This is a genomic window from Blastococcus sp. TBT05-19, assembly GCF_003319095.1.
Classification (GTDB): Bacteria; Actinomycetota; Actinomycetes; order Mycobacteriales; family Geodermatophilaceae; genus Blastococcus.
Window position 1 is genome coordinate 1,183,868 of the sequence record NZ_QOHI01000001.1, and the last position, 21,834, is coordinate 1,205,701.

Here is a 21,834-nt window from a genome sequence, read left to right on the forward strand (position 1 = left end):
TCGCGCCTGAGAGGGTGGGGGCATGAGCGAGCCCCTGCGCATCGAGCGCGACGGCGACGTCGCCGTCGTCGTCCTGGACAACCCGCCGCTGAACCTCTTCGACGCGGCCACGTTCGACGCGATGGAGCGGGTGGCGCGCGAGCTCGTCGTCATGACCGACCCGGCCGACCCCGGTCGCGCCCGGGCGGTGCTGGTCGAGGCCCGGGGCAAGGTCGTCTCCGGCGGGGTCGACGTCACCTACTTCCGGGACATCGCCGAGGGCCCCGACCCGGCGCAGCGCGGCGGCGAGCTGTGGGCCCGCCTGCTGGAGGTGGCCAACACCTTCGAGGACCTGCCGGTGCCCACCGTCTTCGCCGCCCACGGGCTGACCCTCACCGCCGCCTTCGAGCTGGCGCTGTCCTGCGACATCCTGCTCGCGGCGGAGAAGGCGTCGTTCGGCCTGGTCGAGATCGTCGTCGGCCTCACGCCGTCGATGGGTGGTCCGCAGCGGCTGGCCGAGCGGGCCGGCCCGGCGCGCGCCAAGGAGCTCATCTTCACCGGCGAGCGCTACCCGGCCGCGGTCCTCGAGCGCTGGAACGTGGTGAACCGGGTGCTGCCCGACGAGGGCTTCGCCGAGGCCGCCCGCGCCTACGCGCACCGGGTGGCCGCCGGGCCGACGGTGGCGCACGCGGCGACCAAGCAGCTCGCCGGCATCGCCGTCCGCCAGGGCGCCCGGGCCGCCGACGCCCTGGTGCCGGAGATCTCCGGGCCGCTGTTCGCCACGGACGACCTGCGCGGCGCCGTCGCCTCGTTCCTCTCCGAAGGCCCGGGCAAGGCGACCTACACCGGGCGCTGACCCCATCGGGCGACCGGCGCTTCACCGGCGCGGACGCGGGTAGAGTCGAACGGTCCGCCGTTGCCCGTAGCAGGAAGGCAGGGTCGAGGGTTCTTGCCCGACACCTCCCCGAACGTCCCCGTGCCAGGTGCCCCCACGTCGCGTGAGGCATCGGCGCAGGCCGCCGCCGCCGACGACGTCGCGGCCTCTCCGGCGGCGGCCGTCCGCACCGCGATCACCGTGCCCGACGGCGTGCCGATGGTGGCGCTGCTCGGTTCCGCCGACGAGCTGCTGCGCCTGGTCGAGGCCGAGCTCGACGCCGACGTGCACGTGCGCGGCAACGAGATCAGCGTGACCGGGCAGCCGGCCGACAACGCCTTCGCCGTCCGGGTCTTCGACGAGCTCATGGCGCTGATCCGCACCGGCCAGCAGCTGCGGCCCGACTCGGTGCGCCGGGTCATCGCCATGCTGCGCGCCGGCGGGTCCGAGCGCCCCGCCGACGTGCTGAGCCTCGACATCATCAGCCGCCGCGGCCGCACGATCCGGCCCAAGACGCTGAACCAGAAGCGCTACGTCGACGCGATCGACGAGAACACCATCGTCTTCGGCATCGGCCCCGCCGGTACCGGCAAGACCTACCTCGCCATGGCCAAGGCGGTGCAGGCGCTGACGACCAAGCAGGTCAACCGGATCATCCTGACCCGTCCCGCCGTCGAGGCCGGCGAGCGGCTGGGCTACCTGCCCGGCACGCTCAGCGAGAAGATCGACCCCTACCTGCGGCCGCTGTACGACGCGCTGCACGACATGGTCGATCCTGAATCAATTCCCAAGTTAATGGCATCCGGAACAATTGAAGTGGCGCCATTAGCGTACATGCGCGGAAGAACTCTTAATGATGCTTTCGTCATTCTTGACGAGGCCCAAAATACCACTGCCGAGCAGATGAAGATGTTCCTCACCCGGCTCGGCTTCGGGTCGAAGATCGTCGTCACCGGCGACGTGACCCAGGTCGACCTGCCCGGTGGCGCGCAGAGCGGCCTGAAGATCGTGCGCGAGATCCTCGACGGCATCGAGGACGTCCACTTCGCCAACTTGACCAGCACCGACGTCGTCCGCCACCGCCTGGTCGGCGACATCGTCGACGCCTACGAGCGGTTCGACGCCACCCGGCAGCCCGCACCCACCCGACCGGCTGCCGGCGCGCCCGTCCGGACGAACCGACCGCGCCGGCAGGGGAGCTGACCGCGGTGCCCGTCGAGGTGTCCAACGAGTCCGAGATCGCCGTCGACGAGGCGGAGCTGGCCGGCATCTGCCGGTTCGTGCTGGGCGAGATGAAGATCAACCCGATGGCCGAGCTGTCGGTGCTGTGCGTCGACGTCGACTACATGAGCAGCCTGCACGAGCGGTGGATGGGCGAGCAGGGCCCCACCGACGTGCTCGCCTTCCCGATGGACGAGTTCGACACCGGCCGTCCCGACGACCCGGACCCCGGCCCGGCGCTGCTCGGCGACATCGTGCTGTGTCCGGCCGTCGCCGTCCGCCAGGCCCGCGCCGCCGGCCACTCGATGGACGACGAGCTCGTGCTGCTGGCCACCCACGGGGTGCTGCACCTGCTCGGCTACGACCACATGGAGCCAGACGACGAGAAGGAGATGTTCGGTCTCCAGTCGCAGCTCATCGAGTCGTGGCGGGCAGCGCCCCGCGAGCCCGTGACGGGCGCCCCCTCCGGTCAGGAGCCCGGCTCCCGATGACGAGCAACGCGATCACCATGCTCGTGGTCGCTGTGTGCCTGGTCCCGCTCGCCGGTCTCTTCGGCGCCATGGACGCCGCCCTCCAGCGGGTGTCCAAGGCCCGCGTCGAGGAGATGCGCAAGGAAGGCGTGAAGCGGGCGGCGGCGCTGGAGGAGGTCGTCTCCGAGCGCGCCCGGCACGTCTCCCTGCTGCTCCTGCTGCGCATCGCCTGCGAGATGGTGGCCGTCGTCCTGGTCACCGTCCTGCTCTACGACCTGTGGGGCGGCGGCTGGCAGACGTTCCTCACCGCCGCCGGCGTGATGACCCTGGTCAGCTACGTGCTCGTCGGCGTCGGTCCCCGCACCCTGGGCCGCCAGCACGCGTACGGGACGGCGCTCGCCACCGCCGGCGTCGTGCGCGTCCTCGGCCGGGTCCTCGGGCCGGTCGCCACGCTGCTCATCCTCGTGGGCAACGCGATCACCCCCGGCCGGGGCTTCCGCGACGGCCCCTTCTCCTCCGAGGTGGAGCTGCGCGAGCTGGTCGACATGGCCGAGGAGCGCGGCGTCGTCGAGTCCGGCGAGCGCAACATGATCCACTCGGTGTTCGAGCTGGGCGACACCATCGCCCGCGAGGTCATGGTCCCGCGCACCGACGTCGTCTACATCGAGCGGCACAAGACGGTGCGGCAGGCGCTGGCCCTGGCCCTGCGCAGCGGGTTCAGCCGCATCCCGGTGATCGGCGAGAACGTCGACGACGTCGTCGGCGTCGTCTACCTCAAGGACCTGGTGCGCCGGTCGCAGAACTCCGGCGACCAGCGCGGGCCCAAGGTCGAGGAGCTGATGCGGACTCCGGCGTTCGTGCCGGAGTCCAAGCCGGTCGACGAGCTGCTCCGCGACATGCAGGCGCAGCGCATCCACATCGCGATCGTGGTCGACGAGTACGGCGGCTTCGCCGGCCTCGTCACCATCGAGGACATCCTCGAGGAGATCGTCGGCGAGATCGCCGACGAGCACGACACCGTCCAGCGGCCGGAGATCGAGCAACTGGAGGACGGGTCGGTGCGGGTCATCGCCCGGCTCCCGGTGCAGGGCCTCGCGGAGCTGTTCCCCGGCGTGGAGCTGACCGACGACGACGCCGTCGAGACCGTCGGCGGGCTGCTGGCCCGCGAGCTCGGCCGGGTGCCGATCGAGGGCGCGTCCGCCGAGGTGGGCGGCCTGCGGCTGGTCGCCGAGAGCACCGGTGGGCGGCGCAACCGGATCGACACGATGCTGGTCAGCCGGGTGCCCGAGCCGTCGGAGGACGGCGAGGAGGAGCGCGAGGAGCAGCCGTCCGGGGCCACCCGCGCCGAGCAGCACGCCGGCGTGGAAAGCTGACTCCTCGTGGCTGACCTGGACCCCGAGGACGCAAAGCTCGTCACCCTCGCCCGCTCGGCGCGGGCCCGCACGGGTGCGACCGAGGGTGCGGCGGTGCGGGACACCGACGGCCGCACCTACGTCGCGGCGAGCGTGGCCCTGCCGTCGCTGACCCTGACCGCGCTGCAGGCCGCCGTCGCCGCCGCGGTGTCCAGCGGCGTCGAGGGGCTGGAGGCGGCCGTGATCGTCTCCGCCGCCGAGGCCGTGGAGCCGAACGGGCTGGCCGCCGTGCGCGACCTCACCGCCGGCGCCCCGGTGCACCTGGCCGGACCCGACGGGGTCGTGCGCGCCAGCGCCTAGCGGTACAGCGGCACGCCGAGCGCGTCGGCGAAGGCATCGGGGTCGCGCACCCAGAGGGTGAACGCCGCGTCGCCGTCATCGGTCAGGTGCCGCACCGCGACGCGGGTCCGCCCCGGCCACCAGCCGCCGCGCTTGACCGGCGCCGGCCAGTCGGCCGGTGCCCGGCCGGTGCGCACCGACCGCACGGCCACCGACGGGACGACGGACGCGGGCTCCAGGCCCGTACCGACGGCGGAGAACGAGATCCCGGTGTCGGAGACGGTGAGCCGGCCGGTGTTGACCGCATAGATCAGCAGCCCGGCCGCCAGCGCCACCGGGAGCTCGTCCTGCACGGCGTACCAGCCGCCGCGCCAGGCGAAGAGCCCCACCCAGACGGCGGTGACGATCACCGCCAGCACGGCCGCCCAGGGTCCCGGGGCCCGGTACTGCCAGTAGCGCAGCGGAGCGGGGACGACCGTCGCCGACCGCTTCGGCCCCCAGCCGGCGACGAAGCGGTGCCCCCGCAGCTGCTCGGCGTGCAGCCGCCGAGCACGGTCCAGAGCCGCCTGCGGCGGCCGGGAGCGGTCGCGTTCTCGCTGTGCCACGCGGCGATGATCCCAGGCGACCGCGGCGCCGGTCCGTTCCCGTCGTCCCCGGGTGGGAGACTGGACCGGTGAGCAGCCCTGACCAGACGCCGTACCGCAGCGGCTTCGTCGCCCTGGTGGGTCGCCCGAACGCCGGCAAGACCACGCTGACCAACGCGATGGTCGGCGAGAAGGTCGGCATCGTCAGCAACCGCCCGCAGACCACGCGGCACGCGATCCGCGGCGTCGTCCACCGTCCCGGCGGTCAGATCGTGCTGGTCGACACCCCGGGGCTGCACAAGCCCAAGAGCCTGCTGGGCAAGCGGCTCAACGACGTCGTCCGGGACACGCTGTCCGACGTCGACGTCATCGTCTTCTGCATCCCGGCCGACCAGCCCGTCGGCAACGGTGACAAGTTCATCGCCCGCCAGCTCGCGGAGGTGAAGGCGCCGGTGGTCGTCGTCGTCACCAAGACCGACGCCACCGGCAAGAAGCAGATCACCGAGCAGCTCATGGCCGCCAGCCGCCTGGTCGAGGCGGCCGAGATCGTGCCGGTCAGCGCCGTGGCGGGCGACCAGGTCGACCTGCTGCAGGACCTGCTGATCAAGCTGCTGCCCGAGGGTCCGCCGCTGTACCCCGAGGAGCAGACCACCGACGAGGACGTCGAGCGCCAGCTCGCCGAGCTGGTCCGCGAGGCGGCGCTGGAGAAGGTGTTCCAGGAGGTGCCGCACTCCCTCGCCGTGACGATCGAGGAGATGCACCGGCGTCCCGACCCGAAGCGCGCCGGCCGCGAGCTGGTCGAGGTGCACGCCCTGCTGCACTGCGAGCGGCAGACCCAGAAGCCGATGCTGCTGGGCAAGGGCGGCTCGGTCATCAAGGCCATCGGTACCGAGGCGCGGGTGGGCATGGAGACGCTGCTGGACGCCCGCGTGCACCTGGAGCTGCACGTCACCGTGCTCGGCGAGTGGCAGGACGACCCGAAGAAGCTGAACAGGCTGGGGTACTGAGGTGAGCACGACCCCGAAGGCCCTCTACCGGGACGAGGGCATCGTGCTGCGCACCCAGAAGCTGGGTGAGGCCGACCGGATCGTCACCGTGCTGACCAGGCGCACGGGCAAGGTGCGCGCGGTGGCCAAGGGCGTGCGCCGCACCAAGAGCAAGTTCGGTGCCCGGCTCGAGCCGTTCACCCACGTCGACCTGCAGCTCTACACCGGCCGCAACCTCGACATCGTCAGCCAGGCGGAGTCGATCCGGTCCTACGGCCAGGAGATCGTCGCCGACTACCCGGCCTACACCGCCGGCACCGCCGTGCTGGAGACCGCCGACCGGCTCACCTCCGAGGAGAAGGAACCGTCGCTGCGGCTGTTCCTGCTCGTCGTCGGCGCGCTGCGGGCGCTGGGGGAGAAGACCCACCCCGCCCCCCTGGTGCTCGACGCCTTCCTGCTGCGGGCGATGTCGGTCGCCGGGTGGGAGCCCGCGCTCTCGGAGTGCGCCCGCTGCGGCGAGGCCGGCCCGCACCGGCACTTCTCGGTGCCCGCCGGCGGCACCGTGTGCCCGGCCTGCCGGCCCACCGGCTCGGCGATGCCCAGCCCGGTCACCATCGAGCTGCTCGACTCGCTGCTCACAGGCGACTGGGCGCGAGCCGAGGCCAGCCAGGGCATCAACCGGCGCGAGGGCAGCGGCCTGGTCGCCGCCCTGCTGCAGTGGCACCTGGAGCGCGGGCTGCGCTCGTTGCCGCTGGTCGACCGAACCGAATCGGCACCGCGCCGGGAGATGAGCCTGCTGCATGAGGCGTGAGGTCAAGGCGCCGAACCCGCATCCCTCCGGCGCGCGCCCGCCGCAGCTGCCGAAGGACAAGGTGCCCCGGCACGTCGCCCTCGTCATGGACGGCAACGGCCGCTGGGCCAAGCAACGCGGGCTGCCGCGGACCGCCGGGCACGAGGCGGGGGAGTCCTCGCTGTTCGACTGCGTCGAGGGTGCGATCGAGCTGGGTGTGAAGGCGATCAGCGCGTACGCCTTCTCCACGGAGAACTGGCGTCGCAGCCCCGAGGAGGTCCGCTTCCTCATGGGCTTCAACCGCGACGTCATCCGCCGCCGGCGCGACGAGATGCACGAGCTGGGGGTGCGGGTGCGCTGGGCCGGCCGTCGTCCCCGGCTGTGGCGCAGCGTGGTCAAAGAGCTCGAGGTCGCCGAGGAGCTGACGCAGGACAACGACGTCCTGACCCTCACCATGTGCGTGAACTACGGCGGCCGCGCCGAGATCGCCGACGCCGCGGCGGCCATCGGCCGCGAGGTGGCGGCGGGCCGGCTCAACCCCGACAAGATCGACGAGTCCACCGTCGCCCGGTTCCTCGACGAGCCCGACATGGAGGACGTCGACCTGTTCGTGCGCAGCTCGGGGGAGAACCGCACCAGCAACTTCCTGCTGTGGCAGTCGGCCTACGCGGAGTTCGTCTTCCTCGACACGCTCTGGCCGGACTTCGACCGCCGGCACCTGTGGGCGGCGTGCGAGGAGTTCGCCGCTCGCCAGCGCCGGTTCGGGTCCGCCTGATGTTCGCCGTGACGCGGCTGCGCGTGGGCGCGGGCGACGAACCGGTGCTGGCCGAGCAGGTGCGCACCCTGCTGGCCGCCCTCGCCACGCGGCCGGGGTTCCTGGACGGCGAGATCGGCTCCGCGCCGGACGAGCCCGGGCTGTGGGCGCTGGTCACCCGCTGGGAGGGCGTCGGGTCCTACCGGCGGGCGCTCTCGGCGTACGACGTGAAGCTCGCCGGGGGACCGGTCTGGGTGCACGCCGTCGACGAGCCAGGGGTGTACCTCACCGCAGCGGACCTGGGAACCGAGGCGTAGGTCCGGCGTTGGCGGGCACCCCAGGCTGGCAGCCGCCGCTCACCTGGGAGGACCCCCGCATGACCGAGCCCTCGCAGGAGCCGTCCCTGCCCGACGACCGCACCCGGGACATCACCCTCCCGCCCCTGCCCGACCGGCCGGGTCCGGCGCTGCCCAAGGCGTGGCAGTCGCTGCCCTCGGTGGACCAGCCCACGACCGCGGTCGCCGGTCCCGCCGCCGCGCCGCCGGCCCGCGCCACCCCTCCGGTCGCCGCCGAGCCGGCTCCGACGGTCGCCGAGCCTGCTGCGTCCACGGTCGCCGAGTCCGCGACGCCCCAGGTGTCCAAGGAGGAGGCGGTCGCCCGGATCGAGGCGCGGCGGTTGGCCTCCCAGCGCACCGACGAACTGGTGCAGCCGCCCGCGGCGCAGCGTCGCGACCGGACCCTGTCGTTCAGCGAGCCGGAGATGCGCAACCGGCCGGTCGAGCCGGTGCAGGTCGGCCGGACCTCGCGACGGTGGCCGTGGGTCGTGCTGACGCTGCTGCCGATCCTGGTCATCGTCGGCGCCGCGCTCGCCTGGATGCTGCTGCTCGACGGCGTCTGACCCAGGGCACCGGACCGGAGAGGCGGTCGACCGGGCGACTAACGTTGGGAGGTCACCCGCCGACCGCCAGCCGGATGGAGCTACTCCTTCGTGAGCACCGCCAAGCACGACGCCGCCCGCCTCGACAAGGTCGTCAACCTCTGCAAGCGACGGGGGTTCGTCTTCCCTGCCGGGGAGATCTACGGCGGTACCCGCTCCGCCTGGGACTACGGCCCGCTGGGCGTCGAGCTCAAGGAGAACATCAAGAAGCAGTGGTGGCGCACCGTCGTCCAGAGCCGTGACGACATCGTCGGTCTGGACTCCTCGGTGATCCTGCCGCGCCAGACCTGGATCGCCTCCGGTCACGTCGGCGTCTTCACCGACCCGCTGACCGAGTGCCAGAGCTGCCACAAGCGCTTCCGGGCCGACCACCTCGAAGAGGGCTACGAGGAGAAGAAGGGCCGGGCCCCGGAGAACGGGCTGGCCGACATCTCGTGCCCGAACTGCGGCACCAAGGGCGCCTGGACCGAGCCGCGCGACTTCAACATGATGCTCAAGACCTACCTCGGCCCGATCGAGGACGAGTCGGGGCTGCACTACCTGCGCCCGGAGACCGCGCAGGGCATCTTCGTGAACTTCGCCAACGTCATGGGCGCCGCGCGCAAGAAGCCGCCGTTCGGCATCGGCCAGATCGGCAAGTCGTTCCGCAACGAGATCACCCCGGGCAACTTCATCTTCCGCACCCGCGAGTTCGAGCAGATGGAGATGGAGTTCTTCGTCGAGCCGGGCAGCGACGAGGAGTGGCACCAGTACTGGATCGACGAGCGCACCCGCTGGTACACCGACCTCGGCATCGACCGGGACAACCTGCGGCACTACGAGCACGCGAAGGAGAAGCTGTCGCACTACTCGAAGCGCACCGTCGACATCGAGTACCGCTTCGGCTTCCAGGGATCGGAGTGGGGCGAGCTCGAGGGCATCGCGAACCGCACCGACTTCGACCTCTCCACGCACTCGGAGCACTCCGGCACGGACCTGTCCTACTTCGACCAGGCGACCAACACCCGCTGGACGCCGTACGTGATCGAGCCCGCGGCCGGCCTCACCCGCTCGCTGATGGCCTTCCTCATCGAGGCCTACACCGAGGACGAGGCGCCCAACGCCAAGGGCGGCGTGGACGTGCGCACCGTGCTGAAGCTGGACCCGCGGCTGGCGCCGGTGAAGGCCGCCGTCCTGCCGCTGTCCCGCAACGCCGACCTCTCGCCCAAGGCGCGCGACCTGGCCGCGACCCTGCGACGGAACTGGAACATCGACTTCGACGACGCCGGCGCAATCGGCCGCCGGTACCGCCGTCAGGACGAGGTCGGCACGCCGTTCTGCATCACGGTCGACTTCGACACCCTCGAGGACCAGGCGGTGACCATCCGCGAGCGCGACTCGATGAGCCAGGAGCGGGTCGCCCTGGACCAGGTCGAGTCCTACCTCGGCGCTCGGCTCGTCGGCTGCTGACCGACCGCGCGTGCACCTGACGCCGGCGCCCGTCCCCGTTCCCGGGGGCGGGCGTCGCGCGTTCCCGGGCCATCGTCCGACGGCCCGGGCCCCCTTCCAGTTCCAGGAGTGATCGTGTTCGAGACCAGCCTGCTCATCGGCAGCGAGCCGTCGTCCGCCGCCGACGGACGCACCTTCACCCGCGCCAACCCGGTGTCCGGCGAGGTGGTCACGGTGTCCCCGGCCGCCGGCGTCGAGGACGCGGTGCGCGCCGTCGAGGCGGCCGCTGCGGCGTTCGAGTCGTGGGCCGCCACCACCCCGAGCACCCGCCGCATGCTGCTGCTGAAGGCCGCCGACCTGCTGGAGGCCGGTAGCGACCGCTTCGTCGAGCGGATGGCCGCCGAGTGCGGCGCCACCGCCGGCTGGGGTCACTTCAACGTGCACCTCGCCGCCGGCATCCTCCGCGAGGCCGCCGGCCTCACCACCTCCGTGGGCGGTCAGGTCATCCCCTCGGACATCCCGGGCAGCCTGAGCATGGGCATCCGCCAGCCCGCCGGCGTCGTCGTCGGCATGGCGCCGTGGAACGCGCCGGTGATCCTGTCGACCCGCGCCGTCGCCTTCCCGCTCGCCGCCGGCAACACCGTCGTCCTCAAGTGCTCGGAGCTCTCCCCGGCCACGCACGCGCTGCTCGGCGAGATCCTGCAGGAGGCCGGCTTCCCGGCGGGTGTCGTCAACGTCATCACCGTCGCCCCCGAGGACGCCGCCGACGTCACCGAGGCCATGGTCGCCCACCCGGCCGTGCGCCGGCTCAACTTCACCGGCTCCACCCGGGTCGGCCGCATCATCGGCGAGGTCTGCGCGCGGCACCTCGTGCCCGCGGTGCTCGAGCTCGGCGGCAAGAACCCGCTGCTCGTGCTCGACGACGCCGACATCGACGCCGCCGTCGCGGGCGCGACCTTCGGTGGCTTCGTGAACCAGGGCCACGTCTGCATGTCGACCGACAAGATCATCGTCGACGAGTCGATCGCTGACGAGTTCGTGGCGAAGCTGGTGGCCCGGGTGGAGTCGCTGCCCGTCGGCGACCCGCGCGAGGGCGACGTCGTCCTCGGCTCGGTCATCGGCCAGAGCACGGTCGACCACATCGGCGCCTGGTCGACGACGCCGTCGCCAAGGGTGCGAAGGTGCTGACCTCGGGCGAGCCGAACGGCACGATCATGCCCGGCGTGGTGCTCGACCACGTGACCCCGGAGATGGAGATCTTCTCCGAGGAGATCTTCGGCCCGGCGGTCACCATCACCCGGGTGAGCGGCCAGGACGAGGCGATCGCCCAGGCCAACGACAGCGCCTACGGGCTGTCCGCCGCGGTCTTCACCCGGGACGCCGCCCGTGGCTTCCAGGTGGCCCGGCGCATCGAGTCGGGCATCTGCCACATCAACGCGCCGACCGTGCACGACGAGGCGCAGATGCCCTTCGGTGGCGTGAAGGACAGCGGTTACGGACGGTTCGGCGGCCAGGCCGGCATCGACGCCTTCACCGAGCTGCGCTGGATCAGCATGCAGGTGGAGCCCCGCGTCTACCCGTTCTGACCGGAGCGTGGTCCCCGGGGCGCGCAGTTCCTCGCCCGGAATGCGCGTCTCGGGGACCACGCGGCGACACCGGACCAGGGGGCGAGGGTGACCGGCGTCGCCGCCTACCCTGGGTGCCGTGACCGCCACGCTCGAGCCGACGACGACGGCGCTCCCGCCGCTGCGGCTCGGGGCGCTCACCGTCGACCCCGCCGTGGTGCTCGCGCCGATGGCCGGCATCACCAACCCCGCGTTCCGCACGCTGTGCCGTGAGTTCGGGGCGGGCCTCTACGTCTGCGAGATGATCACCACGCAGGCGCTGGTCCAGCGCAACGCGAAGACCCTGCGCATGATCCGGGCGACCGCCGACGAGAAGGACGCCTTCTCCGTGCAGCTGTACGGCGTGGACCCGGTGACGGTCGGCCGCGCGGTGGAGATGCTCGTGGACGAGGGCGTCGCCGGCACGCGCCCGGCGCACATCGACCTGAACTTCGGCTGCCCCGTGCCCAAGGTGACCCGCAAGGGCGGTGGCTCCGCGCTGCCGTGGCACCGGGTCCTGCTGCAGAACATCGTCCGCGAGGCCGTGCGCGCGGCCGGGGACGTGCCGGTCACCATCAAGACCCGCATCGGCATCGACGCCGACCACGTCACCTACCTCGACGCCGGCCGGATCGCCCAGGACGAGGGCGCCGCCGCGATCACCCTGCACGGCCGCACCGCCGACCAGCTCTACAGCGGCACCGCCGACTGGGGCCCCATCGCCCGGCTGGTCGAGACCGTCGACATCCCGGTGCTGGGCAACGGCGACATCTGGGAGGCCGACGACGCCCTGCGCATGGTCGCCGAGACCGGGTGCGCCGGCGTCGTCATCGGCCGGGGCTGCCTCGGCCGGCCGTGGCTCTTCGGCGACCTGGCCGCCGCGTTCGCGGGGGAGAGCCGCCGCGCGCTGCCGGCGTTCCGCGAGGTCGCCGCGATCATGCACCGGCACGCCGAGCTCCTGACCGAGGAGCACGGCGAGCTGCACGGCTGCAGCGACTTCCGCAAGCACGTCGCCTGGTACCTCAAGGGGTTCAGCGTGGGCGGTGACGTCCGCCGGGCGCTGGCGATGGTCAGCAGCCTCGACGAGCTGGCCGGGCTGCTGGCCGGCATCCCCGACCAGCCGTACCCGACGGCCGTCCTCGGCGCGCCGCGCGGCCGGACCAGCACGCCCCGCCCGGTGGCGCTGCCGGAGGGCTGGCTCCTCGACCGGGACGACCCCAGGCCGCCGGTGGGCGCCGAACTGGAGACGAGCGGCGGATGACCTCGCAGGGACCCTTCCTCTACGACGACGGCCCGGCGCCGCTGCACACCGGCACGCCCCGCAGCGCGAAGACGTGGATCGTCGCGGGCATCGTCGGCATCGTGCTGCTGTCCGGGGCCATGGTCGGCTTCCTCTACCTGCTCAAGGGCTCTCCTCAGGAGCAGGCGACCCAGGCCGCCGAGGTGTTCGTCGCCTCGATGTCCGACGGCGACACCGAGACCGCGTACCAGATGCTGTGCGAGGACGAGCGGAACCGGCTGGAGCCCGGCGAGGTCGCCGGCGAGTACCTCGGGACCGGCGTCGGAGAGGTCGGCGAGGTGCGGGACGACGACGTCGAGGGTGCCGCCGTGCAGCTCGTCGCCGTCGGCTGGGACGACGGCACCACCACCGAACTGCGCGTCCTCAACGAGGACGGGCCCCGCATCTGCGGGATCGCCGGGCGCTGACCCGTAGGGGTGTGGCCGAATCGCGCCGCACCCTCCTCTGCGCCAAGATCACTGACACCCGTCCGGAGGGCGCGCCGCCGCGCGGTCGCGACCGGACGGGCAGACCGAGCGCCTCCGGTACGGCAGCATCGGGGCTCCGCGGAGGCCGGTCGTCGAGCGTGGAGGTGCGGGGATGTCGGGCGGTGCGTCGGCGAAGTGGGTCTACGACTTCAGCGAGGGCAGCAAGGACCAGAAGGACCTGCTCGGCGGCAAGGGGGCCAACCTCGCCGAGATGACCAACCTCGGGCTGCCGGTGCCGCCCGGCTTCACCATCACCACCGACGCGTGCCGGTTCTACCTGGAGCAGGGCGGCACCCCGCCGGAGCTGGACGCCCAGGTCACCGAGCACCTCACGGCGCTCGAGAAGGCGATGGGCAAGACCCTCGGTGACCCCGCCGACCCGCTGCTGGTGTCGGTCCGGTCCGGTGCGGCCGCCTCGATGCCCGGGATGATGGAGACCGTCCTCAACGTCGGCCTGAACGACGAGTCGGTGCGTGGCCTCGCCGCCCAGTCCGGCAGCGAGCGCTTCGCCTGGGACTCCTACCGCCGGCTCATCCAGATGTTCGGCAAGACCGTGCTCGACATCGACGGCGAGCTGTTCGACGACGCCCTGGACGAGGTCAAGCGCGAGCAGGGCACCGAGTCCGACCTGGACCTGGACGCCGCGCACCTCGAGGACGTCGTCGGCCGGTTCAAGGCCATCGTCGAGGAGCAGACGGGCAACGCCTTCCCGCAGGACCCCCGCGAGCAGATGGACCTGGCGATCAACGCCGTCTTCGACTCGTGGAACTCCGACCGGGCGATCATCTACCGCCGTCGCGAGCGGATCCCCAGCGACGCCGGGACCGCGGTCAACGTCTGCTCCATGGTCTTCGGCAACCTCGGCATGGACTCCGGTACCGGTGTCGCCTTCACCCGTGACCCGGGCAGCGGCGAGCAGGGTGTGTACGGCGACTACCTGCAGAACGCCCAGGGCGAGGACGTCGTCGCGGGCATCCGGAACACCGTGCCGCTGGTCGACCTGCAGAAGATCGACGAGCCGGCCTACGACGAGCTCATGGGCATCATGTCGCGGCTCGAGCAGCACTACCGCGACCTGTGCGACATCGAGTTCACCGTCGAGCGCAACAAGCTCTGGATGCTGCAGACCCGCGTGGGCAAGCGCACCGCCGGCGCGGCCTTCCGCATCGCCACCCAGCTGGTCGACGAGGGCCTCATCGACATGGACGAGGCGGTCCGGCGGGTCAGCGGCGACCAGCTCGCGCAGCTGATGTTCCCGCGCTTCGTCTCCAGCGGGGACGCCACGCAGCTGACCCAGGGCATGAACGCCTCCCCGGGCGCGGCCGTGGGCCGGGCGGTCTTCTCCTCCGAGGAGGCCGTGAAGTGGGCCGACCGCGGCGAGAAGGTGGTCCTGGTCCGGCGCGAGACCAACCCCGACGACCTGTCCGGGATGATCGCCGCCGAGGGCGTCCTGACCAGCCGGGGCGGGAAGACGTCGCACGCCGCCGTCGTCGCCCGCGGCATGGGCAAGACCTGCGTCTGCGGCGCCGAGGAGCTGCAGGTCGACACCAAGGCGAAGAAGTTCACCGCCCCGGACGGCTCCGTGGTCGAGGAGGGCGACGTCATCTCCATCGACGGCTCCACGGGCAAGGTCTGGCTCGGCGAGGTGCCGGTCGAGCCGTCCGCCGTGGTCCGCTACTTCGAGGGCGAGATCGACCCCGACGCCGAGGACACCGACGACCTGGTGAAGTCCGTGCACCGGATCCTGACCCACGCCGACGACGTGCGGCGGCTCGCCGTCCGCACCAACGCCGACACCCCCGAGGACTCCGCCCGCGCCCGGCGGTTCGGCGCCCAGGGGATCGGCCTGTGCCGCACCGAGCACATGTTCCTCGGCAGCGACCGGCGGAAGCTGGTGGAGAAGCTGATCCTGGCCGACGGCGACGACGAGCGGCAGGCGGCGCTCGACGCGCTCGAGCCGCTGCAGAAGCAGGACTTCCTGGAGATCTTCGAGGCGATGGACGGGCTGCCGGTGACCGTCCGCCTGCTCGACCCGCCGCTGCACGAGTTCCTGCCCGACCTCACCGAGCTCTCGGTGCGCGTGGCGCTGGCCGAGGAGCGCGGGGAGCCCGACGAGGGCAACCTGCGGCTGCTCGCCGCCGTCCGGGGCATGCACGAGTCCAACCCGATGCTGGGCCTGCGCGGGGTGCGCCTGGGCCTCGTCGTCCCGGGGCTGTTCGACATGCAGGTGCGGGCGATCGCCGAGGCGGCGTGCGAGCGGAAGAAGGCCGGCGGGGACCCGCGGCCGGAGATCATGATCCCGCTGGTCGGCGCGGTGCAGGAGCTGGAGGCGATCCGCGAGGAGTCCGAGCGCGTGCTGGCGGAGGTGTGCCGGTCCTGCGGCATCGACGTCCAGCCGCTCATCGGCACGATGATCGAGGTGCCCCGGGCCGCGCTCACCGCCGGTGAGATCGCCGAGCACGCCGACTTCTTCTCCTTCGGCACCAACGACCTGACCCAGATGACGTGGGGCTTCTCCCGCGACGACGTCGAGGCCGCCTTCTTCCACCAGTACCTGGACAAGGGGATCTTCGGGGTCTCGCCGTTCGAGGCGCTGGACCGCGAGGGCGTGGGCCGGCTCGTGCAGCTCGGCGTCGAGGCCGGCCGCGAGGCCCGTCCCGACCTCAAGCTCGGCATCTGCGGCGAGCACGGCGGCGATCCGGAGTCGGTGCACTTCTTCCACGAGGTCGGCCTGGACTACGTGTCCTGCTCGCCGTTCCGGGTGCCGGTGGCCCGGCTCGAGGCGGGCCGCGCCGCGCTCGCCTGACCGGCGGCCCTCGGCCGGCGGGCTGCCGGCCGAGGGCCGCCGAGGTGTCAGCCGCAGACGAGCCCGCGCTGGAGCGCCGCCAGGTTGGCGCGCATGAGCTCGTCGTAGGTCTCGCCCGCGGCGACCCGCTCGATCGGGTGCAGCACGTCGGTGGCCAGGCCGAGGTCGTCGGCCAGCACGTCGGCCACCCCCGAGCCGGCCGGCGCCTCGAAGAAGATCGTCCGCGCGCCGGTGCGCCCGACCTCCTCGGCCACCGCGCGCACCCGGCTCGGGGACGGCTCGACGTTCGGGTCCAGCCCGGCCACGCCCACCTGCCGCAGGCCGTACCGCTCGGCGAGGTAACCGAACGCCTCGTGCGAGGCGAGCAGGGTGGCACCGTCGCAGACGGCGAGACCCTCGGTGTACGCCCGGTCGATCGCCCGGAGCCCCTTCTCCAGCCGGGCCGCCGCGGCGTCGTAGTCGGCAGCGTGCGCGGGGTCGACCTCCGACAGCTCGTCGGCCACGTCCCGACCCACCTGCGCCAGGCGCAGCGGGTCGAGCCAGAAGTGCGGGTCCGGCCCGCGGTCGGCCACGGCGGCGGCGTCCACCAGGTGGTCGGGCCGCTCGCGCTCGAGGACCTCGTCGACGGCCGGTTGCAGCCCGCCGCTCAGGTGCACGACGACGTCGGCCTCCGACAACGCCGCCACCTCCCGCGGTGCCGGGTCGAGCCGGTGGGTGTCCCCGCCGGGCGGCGTCAGGTTGACCACGTCCACGTGGCGTCCGCCGACCTGCTCCGCGACGTGCTGAAGCGGGTAGGAGGAGACGACGACGTCGAGCCGTCCGTCGTCCTCCGCGGCCTGGCCCGCGCCGCAGCCGGGAAGCCCGACGAGGAGCACGGCGGCTGCCAGCACGCGGGTGCAGGTCACTCGTCGTCCTCGTGCTCGTGGTCGCTGTGCGCCTCGGCGTCGCCGGACACGCCGGAGAGCTCGTTCGGCGTGACCTCCAGGTCGGCGCTCTTCCACACCTCGCCGCCCTCGATGTCGACGGCGTGCACCTGCTTCGTGGCGGGCTCGGTCACGTACGCCATGCCCTCGACCACGACCACCTGCGGGTGCGGGTCCTGCCAGTCGTCGGACTCCTCCCACGGACCGGTCACCGGGATGGACCGGGTCACGGTGCCGGAGACGACGTCGATGACCTGCAGGTCGCCGTCGTAGGTGAGCACCAGGCCCTCGCCGTCCGGGCCGCGGTCGAAGGACTGGTACCAGTACGGCGCGGGGAGGTCGAGCAGGCGGAGCTCGGCGGTCGTGGTGTCGATGAGCGCGACCGTGCGGGACCGGTCCTCGGCGCTGCGCTCGTAGTCGCCGAGCACGATCGGCGAGGCCTCGGTGCCGAACTGGTTGCCGATGCGGCCGTACCCGTCCGGGCTCTGGATCTTCGTCAGCTCCCCGCCGGTGTAGAGCACGGCGCCGTCCTGGCAGCCGATGACGACGGCCTCGCCCGCGGCGACGGTCTCGCCGTGCACGGAGGGGCAGTCGTCGCGGGCCGTGAGCTCGTTGCCGTCGGCATCGAGGATGCGGACGCCGGAGCGCTCCTCCTCGGTGCCGTCCGAGACGAGCACCGACCCGTCCGCGAGCTCGACGGCGACGCCGTGGTGGGCCGCGGGGGTGGTGAACTGCTCCAGCTCGCGGTCGGGGTCGGCGAGCTCCGCGCTGTCGACGGCGGTGACCTGCCCGGTGCCGTCGTCGAACAGGACGGTACGGCCGGCGTGGGCGACCACGTGGCCCGGCTTCTCCGCCTCGAACAGCACGTCGGTCAGCTGCGGCTCGGCGGTGTAGTGGTGCGAGTGGTCGCCGTGCGGCTCGCCCCAGGCGCCGCCGTCCAGCAGCCGGAAGCCGCCCTGGGTCGAGACGAGGAAGTGCCGCCCGTCGCCGGCGGGGTTGAGCCGGTTGAAGCCCTCCAGGGGTTCGTCGGCCAGCACCTCGAGCGTGGTGGCGTCGAGGACGAGCAGGCCGCCGTCGTAGGTGAGGGCCAGGCGCGGTGCGCTGCCCCCGACCTCCGTCGGTTCCGGGGCCGGGGTCGAGGACGGGGTGGCCGCCCGGCCTCCGTCGGGAGAGGCGCAGCCGGTGGCGAGTGCGAGCGGCAGGGTCGCCGACAGGGCGATGGCGCGGAGGGAGGTGGACGAGAGGCGACGCACGGTTGCTCCTGGGCGTGGGGGATCGGTCGGCGTCACCGTAGCGTGTAACGAGAATCGTTATCACTTAGGGGGTGCCGACGACGATCACCTACGCACGCGCCCGACCGCCTCTCACTTCTTCTTCTTCTTCGTCTTCCCGCCCTTCTTGCCGAGCTCGCTCTGGGCCGCCGAGCTCGTCCGCGGGTTTTTCTTGCCGTCCTTCTTCGCCTTGGCGTTCGCCTTCTTCGCCGTGTCGCTGCCCTTGCCGCTCTTCTCAGCCATGCCGACGCCCCTACCCGCGGCGGACGCGCGAACGCCCCGGCCCGCAGATGCGGGCCGGGGCGTCCGGAGAGGGTGGATCAGGCGTGCAGGTCGTACCGGTCGAGCTCCATGACCTTGACCCAGGCGGCGACGAAGTCCTGGACGAACTTCTCCAGAGTGTCCTCGAACGAGTACACCTCGACGAGGCCGCGCAGGATGGAGTTCGAGTTGAACACCAGGTCGACGGCGGTGGCCGTGCGGACGACGTTGCCGTCGGCGTCCAGACCCTCGTAGACGTCCTCGGTGTCGGCCGAGGTCCGCCAGGAGATGCCCAGGTCCAGCAGGTTGCGGAAGAAGTCCTGCGAGAGGACGCCGACCCGGTCGGTGAAGACGCCGTGCTGCACGCCGCCGGTGTTGGCGCCGAGCACGCGCAGACCGCCGACGAGCACGGTCATCTCCTTGGGCGTGAGCTCCAGCAGGTAAGCCTTGTCGACCAGGAGCGTCTCCGGCTCGAGCTTGCTGCCGGGGGCGATCCAGTTGCGGAAGCCGTCGGCCCGGGTCTCGAGCCACTTGAAGTTCTCGACGTCGGTCTGCTCCTGCGAGGCGTCGGTGCGGCCCGCGTGGAACGGCACCGTGACCTGCACGCCGGCGTCGGCCGCGGCCTTCTCCACCGCCGCGCTGCCGCCGAGCACGATGAGGTCGGCCAGCGAGACCTTCTTGCCGGTCTGCTGCTCGAACTCGCCCTTGACGCGCTCCAGCACCGGCAGCACGTCGCGGACGCCCTCGTTGGCCGCCCAGTCGATCTGCGGCTGGAGGCGGATGCGGGCGCCGTTGGCGCCGCCGCGCTTGTCCGTGCCGCGGTAGGACGCGGCGGCGGACCAGGCGGTGTGCACCAGCTGGGAGACGGTGAGCCCGGAGGCCAGGAGCCGCTGCTTCAGGTCGGCGATCTCCGCGTCGCCTACGAGCTCGTGGTCGACGGCGGGGAGCGGGTCCTGCCAGATGAGGTCCTCGGCCGGGACGTCGGGGCCGATGTAGCGGCTCTTCGGGCCCATGTCGCGGTGCAGCAGCTTGAACCAGGCGCGGGCGTAGGCGTCGGCGAAGTACTCCGGGTCGGCGTGGAACCGCTCCGAGATCTCGCGGAAGCCGGGGTCCACGGCCAGCGCCATGTCGGCCGTCGACATCATCGGGGGGTTCTTCTTGCCCTCGATGTGCGCGTCGGGCACCAGCTCCTGCGCCTCGGGGTTCTTCGGCTGCCACTGCTTGGCGCCGGCCGGGCTCTGGACGAGCTCCCAGTCGAGGCTGAACAGCGTGTCGAAGTAGCTGTTGTCCCACGTGGTGGGCGTGGGGGTCCAGGCGCCCTCGAGGCCGCTGGTGATGGTGTCGGCGCCCTTGCCGGTGCCGTGCTGGTTGATCCAGCCGAGGCCGTTGCCGTGGACCGGGCAGCCCTCGGGCTCGGGGCCGACCAGCTCGGGGTTGCCGGCGCCGTGGGTCTTGCCGAAGGTGTGGCCGCCGGCGATGAGGGCGACGGTCTCCTCGTCGTTCATGCCCATCCGGCTGAAGGTGACCCGGATGTCGTGGGCCGAGGCCATCGGGTCGCCGTTGCCCTTCGGGCCCTCGGGGTTGACGTAGATGAGGCCCATCGTGACGGCGGCGAGGTGGCCCTCGTCGAGGTTCAGGTCGGCCTGGTCGGCGTAGCGCTCGTCGCCGAGCCAGGTGTCCTCGGGGCCCCAGAAGACCTCCTCGGGCTGCCAGGTGTCCTCGCGGCCGAAGGCGAAGCCGAAGGTCGGCAGCCCCATGTCGTCGTGCGCGACGTTGCCGGCGAGCACCAGGAGGTCGGCCCAGGACAGCGCGCGGCCGTACTTCTGCTTGACGGGCAGGAGCAGACGGCGGGCCTTGTCGAGGTTGGCGTTGTCCGGCCAGCTGTTCAGCGGGGCGAAGCGCTGGGCGCCCTCGCCGCCACCGCCGCGCCCGTCGGCGATGCGGTACGTGCCGGCCGCGTGCCACGACATGCGGATGAACAGCGGCCCGTAGTGGCCCCAGTCGGCCGGCCACCAATCCTGCGAGGTGCGCATGACCTGGACGATGTCGCGCTTGACCGCCTCGACGTCGAGCGCCGACACGGCGGCCCTGTAGTCGAAGTCGCCGAGGGGGTCGGAGTCCTTCGAGGGCTTGTTCAGCACGTCGAGGTCGACCTGGTTGGGCCACCAGTCGCGGTTGCTCTGCGGCCGGCGGTTCGTCACCTGCGTCGGCGACGGGATCGCCGGGTTCTCGCTCTCGCTGGTGCTCTCGGTCTGGACCTTGTTGGTCTCGTCCTTCACGGGGTGCCTCTCTGTGCTGCTGATCGGTCGGGGTCGGGGGATGGGTGGGTGCGGGAGCAGGTCGGGCAGCGGCCCCAGTAGATGACCTCGGCCTCCTCGACGGTGTAGCCCGCCTCGGCGCTCGGTATCAGGCAGGGGGCCTCGCCGACGGCGCAGTCGACGTCGACGATGGCACCGCAGGAGCGGCAGACCAGGTGGTGGTGGTTGTCGCCCACCCGCGCCTCGTAGCGGGCCACCGAGCCCTCGGGCTGGAAGCGCCGCAGGAGCCCGGCCGTGGTGAGCGTGCCCAGCACGTTGTAGACCGCCTGGTGGGACACCTCGCCGGAGTCGCGGCGCACGATGTCGATCACCGAGTCCGTGTCGGCGTGCGGGTGACCGTGGACGGCGGCCAGCACGGCCATCCGGGGGCGCGTCACGCGGAGAGCGGCGGCCCGCAGCATCGCTTCGAACTCGGCGCTGGTCGGCACCCCCCGAGCCTGCCGCATTTCTTTGAATCGATCAAGATGAGATTCCGCTCGGTGGTGGCACGTCGTCGTCCCTCGGCGCCCTCGCGCGTCGGCTCCCCGTGGTACCCATGACGGGTGCTGGTGTGGAGGCTGATGACGCGGGTGGTCGGAGCGGCCGTCCTGGCTGCCGTCCTGCTCGTCGTCTCCACGGCACTGGGCATCTGGTGGACCGCGCGGCAGGACTCGCGGCCGCAGTCCGACGCGATCGTGGTGCTGGGTTCGGCGCAGTACAACGGCGTGCCGTCGTCGATCTTCGAGGCACGGCTGGAGCACGCGCGCGACCTCTACGAGGCCGGGGTCGCGCCGGTCATCGTGACCGTCGGCGGCAAGGCGGCCGGCGACCAGTTCGCCGAGGCCGAGGCCGGCCGCGACTACCTGGCCGACGCCGGCGTGCCCGCGGAGGCGCTGCTGGCGGTGCCCGAGGGCGTGGACACCCTGGAGAGCATGCGGGCGGTCGGCGCGGCCTTCGCCGAGCGCGGCTGGTCGCACGCGGTGGTGGTCACCGACCCGTGGCACGCGATGCGGGCCGTGCGCATGGCCGAGGACTCGGGCATGCAGGCCGAGAGCTCGCCGACCCGCCAGGGTCCGGCCGTGCAGACCCGCGACACCCAGTTCCGGTACATCCTGCGGGAGACTGCTGCATACCTGCTCTACCGGGTGACCGGTGAGAGCGTCGCCGGGGCACCCGGCATCGGCTGAGGAA

The 21,834-nt window shown here is 72.3% G+C and carries 21 protein-coding genes and 1 pseudogene; 16 read left to right on the plus strand and 6 right to left on the minus strand.

Features of this window, described 5'->3' with window-relative positions; translation table 11 throughout:
- Positions 1-22 precede the first annotated feature (22 nt).
- From DQ244_RS05780 to DQ244_RS05800, 5 genes are all read left to right on the plus strand, one after another.
- Positions 23-835, plus strand: a complete 813-nt coding sequence (locus tag DQ244_RS05780; RefSeq protein WP_113810410.1) for an enoyl-CoA hydratase/isomerase family protein — start codon at positions 23-25, stop codon at positions 833-835.
- 120 nt (positions 836-955) lie between these two features.
- Positions 956-2,056: a PhoH family protein gene (locus DQ244_RS05785; protein WP_113810686.1), complete on the plus strand. Its 1,101-nt coding sequence runs from the start codon at positions 956-958 to the stop codon at positions 2,054-2,056.
- A 5-nt stretch (positions 2,057-2,061) separates the two neighbouring features.
- Positions 2,062-2,565: an rRNA maturation RNase YbeY gene (ybeY, locus tag DQ244_RS05790; RefSeq protein WP_113810411.1), complete on the plus strand. Its 504-nt coding sequence runs from the start codon at positions 2,062-2,064 to the stop codon at positions 2,563-2,565.
- Positions 2,562-3,917: a hemolysin family protein gene (locus DQ244_RS05795; protein WP_113810412.1), complete on the plus strand. Its 1,356-nt coding sequence runs from the start codon at positions 2,562-2,564 to the stop codon at positions 3,915-3,917. Before ybeY ends, DQ244_RS05795 begins: the two co-directional genes overlap by 4 nt.
- Positions 3,918-3,923: 6 nt before the next feature.
- Positions 3,924-4,256: a cytidine deaminase gene (locus DQ244_RS05800; RefSeq protein WP_113810413.1), complete on the plus strand. Its 333-nt coding sequence runs from the start codon at positions 3,924-3,926 to the stop codon at positions 4,254-4,256.
- Here DQ244_RS05800 and DQ244_RS05805 read toward each other — a convergent pair.
- A complete protein-coding gene (locus tag DQ244_RS05805; RefSeq protein ID WP_113810414.1) occupies positions 4,253-4,840 on the minus strand; it encodes a hypothetical protein in 588 nt (195 codons plus the stop codon). The two genes, DQ244_RS05800 and DQ244_RS05805, sit on opposite strands and share 4 nt — an antisense overlap.
- A 68-nt stretch (positions 4,841-4,908) precedes the next feature.
- Here DQ244_RS05805 and era point away from each other — a divergent pair, with 68 nt between their 5' ends.
- The 10 genes and pseudogenes from era to ppdK all read left to right on the plus strand — a co-directional run bounded on the left by era (position 4,909) and on the right by ppdK (position 15,891).
- Positions 4,909-5,826 (plus strand): GTPase Era, encoded by a 918-nt coding sequence (gene era / locus DQ244_RS05810; RefSeq protein WP_113810415.1) that lies wholly within the window; start codon positions 4,909-4,911, stop codon positions 5,824-5,826.
- Between the two features lies 1 nt (position 5,827).
- Complete coding sequence (recO, locus tag DQ244_RS05815) at positions 5,828-6,616, plus strand: DNA repair protein RecO (protein WP_113810416.1); 789 nt, start codon at positions 5,828-5,830, stop codon at positions 6,614-6,616.
- A complete protein-coding gene (locus tag DQ244_RS05820; protein WP_113810417.1) occupies positions 6,606-7,370 on the plus strand; it encodes an isoprenyl transferase in 765 nt (254 codons plus the stop codon). Before recO ends, DQ244_RS05820 begins: the two co-directional genes overlap by 11 nt.
- On the plus strand, positions 7,370-7,666 hold the full coding sequence (locus DQ244_RS05825) for an antibiotic biosynthesis monooxygenase (protein WP_113810418.1): 297 nt from the start codon (positions 7,370-7,372) through the stop codon (positions 7,664-7,666). The genes DQ244_RS05820 and DQ244_RS05825 overlap by 1 nt, the downstream gene beginning before the upstream one ends.
- A 59-nt stretch (positions 7,667-7,725) precedes the next feature.
- A complete protein-coding gene (locus DQ244_RS05830) occupies positions 7,726-8,247 on the plus strand; it encodes a hypothetical protein (RefSeq protein ID WP_113810419.1) in 522 nt (173 codons plus the stop codon).
- A 90-nt stretch (positions 8,248-8,337) separates the two neighbouring features.
- The gene (locus DQ244_RS05835; RefSeq protein WP_113810420.1) at positions 8,338-9,735 is read left to right on the plus strand and encodes a glycine--tRNA ligase; all 1,398 of its coding nucleotides are present in this window, start codon (positions 8,338-8,340) and stop codon (positions 9,733-9,735) included.
- Between the two features lie 213 nt (positions 9,736-9,948).
- Positions 9,949-11,300, plus strand: a pseudogene (locus DQ244_RS05840) (aldehyde dehydrogenase).
- 118 nt (positions 11,301-11,418) lie between these two features.
- Complete coding sequence (dusB, locus tag DQ244_RS05845; protein WP_113810421.1) at positions 11,419-12,579, plus strand: tRNA dihydrouridine synthase DusB; 1,161 nt, start codon at positions 11,419-11,421, stop codon at positions 12,577-12,579.
- Entirely contained in the window at positions 12,576-13,025 is a 450-nt protein-coding gene (locus DQ244_RS19330; RefSeq protein ID WP_158544476.1) for a hypothetical protein, read from the plus strand. Before dusB ends, DQ244_RS19330 begins: the two co-directional genes overlap by 4 nt.
- Before the next feature lie 172 nt (positions 13,026-13,197).
- Entirely contained in the window at positions 13,198-15,891 is a 2,694-nt protein-coding gene (ppdK, locus tag DQ244_RS05855) for a pyruvate, phosphate dikinase (protein ID WP_113810422.1), read from the plus strand.
- Between the two features lie 47 nt (positions 15,892-15,938).
- On the opposite strand, the gene DQ244_RS05860 is transcribed toward ppdK, so the two are convergent.
- The 5 genes from DQ244_RS05860 to DQ244_RS05875 form a co-directional block, all read right to left on the minus strand.
- Positions 15,939-16,796, minus strand: a complete 858-nt coding sequence (locus tag DQ244_RS05860; protein ID WP_113810423.1) for a metal ABC transporter solute-binding protein, Zn/Mn family — start codon at positions 16,794-16,796, stop codon at positions 15,939-15,941.
- On the minus strand, positions 16,793-18,067 hold the full coding sequence (aztD, locus tag DQ244_RS05865) for a zinc metallochaperone AztD (protein WP_113810424.1): 1,275 nt from the start codon (positions 18,065-18,067) through the stop codon (positions 16,793-16,795). The genes DQ244_RS05860 and aztD overlap by 4 nt, the downstream gene beginning before the upstream one ends.
- 111 nt (positions 18,068-18,178) lie before the next feature.
- The gene (locus DQ244_RS19335) at positions 18,179-18,328 is read right to left on the minus strand and encodes a hypothetical protein (RefSeq protein ID WP_158544477.1); all 150 of its coding nucleotides are present in this window, start codon (positions 18,326-18,328) and stop codon (positions 18,179-18,181) included.
- Between the two features lie 77 nt (positions 18,329-18,405).
- On the minus strand, positions 18,406-20,625 hold the full coding sequence (gene katG / locus DQ244_RS05870; RefSeq protein WP_199580209.1) for a catalase/peroxidase HPI: 2,220 nt from the start codon (positions 20,623-20,625) through the stop codon (positions 18,406-18,408).
- On the minus strand, positions 20,622-21,092 hold the full coding sequence (locus DQ244_RS05875; RefSeq protein ID WP_113810687.1) for a Fur family transcriptional regulator: 471 nt from the start codon (positions 21,090-21,092) through the stop codon (positions 20,622-20,624). Before DQ244_RS05875 ends, katG begins: the two co-directional genes overlap by 4 nt.
- Positions 21,093-21,224: 132 nt before the next feature.
- Here DQ244_RS05875 and DQ244_RS05880 point away from each other — a divergent pair, with 132 nt between their 5' ends.
- A complete protein-coding gene (locus DQ244_RS05880; protein ID WP_113810426.1) occupies positions 21,225-21,830 on the plus strand; it encodes a YdcF family protein in 606 nt (201 codons plus the stop codon).
- The last annotated feature ends 4 nt before the right edge of the window (positions 21,831-21,834 follow it).

Excerpts from the sequence above, each read along its gene's own strand:
- ppdK (WP_113810422.1), top strand. The coding sequence starts at position 13,198 with ATGTCGGGCGGTGCGTCGGCGAAGTGGGTCTACGACTTCAGCGAGGGC.
- DQ244_RS19335 (WP_158544477.1), bottom strand. The coding sequence starts at position 18,328 with ATGGCTGAGAAGAGCGGCAAGGGCAGCGACACGGCGAAGAAGGCGAAC.
- DQ244_RS05820 (WP_113810417.1), top strand. The coding sequence starts at position 6,606 with ATGAGGCGTGAGGTCAAGGCGCCGAACCCGCATCCCTCCGGCGCGCGC.
- DQ244_RS05795 (WP_113810412.1), top strand. The coding sequence starts at position 2,562 with ATGACGAGCAACGCGATCACCATGCTCGTGGTCGCTGTGTGCCTGGTC.
- DQ244_RS05780 (WP_113810410.1), top strand. The coding sequence starts at position 23 with ATGAGCGAGCCCCTGCGCATCGAGCGCGACGGCGACGTCGCCGTCGTC.
- DQ244_RS05825 (WP_113810418.1), top strand. The coding sequence starts at position 7,370 with ATGTTCGCCGTGACGCGGCTGCGCGTGGGCGCGGGCGACGAACCGGTG.
- DQ244_RS19330 (WP_158544476.1), top strand. The coding sequence starts at position 12,576 with ATGACCTCGCAGGGACCCTTCCTCTACGACGACGGCCCGGCGCCGCTG.
- DQ244_RS05830 (WP_113810419.1), top strand. The coding sequence starts at position 7,726 with ATGACCGAGCCCTCGCAGGAGCCGTCCCTGCCCGACGACCGCACCCGG.
- DQ244_RS05880 (WP_113810426.1), top strand. The coding sequence starts at position 21,225 with ATGACGCGGGTGGTCGGAGCGGCCGTCCTGGCTGCCGTCCTGCTCGTC.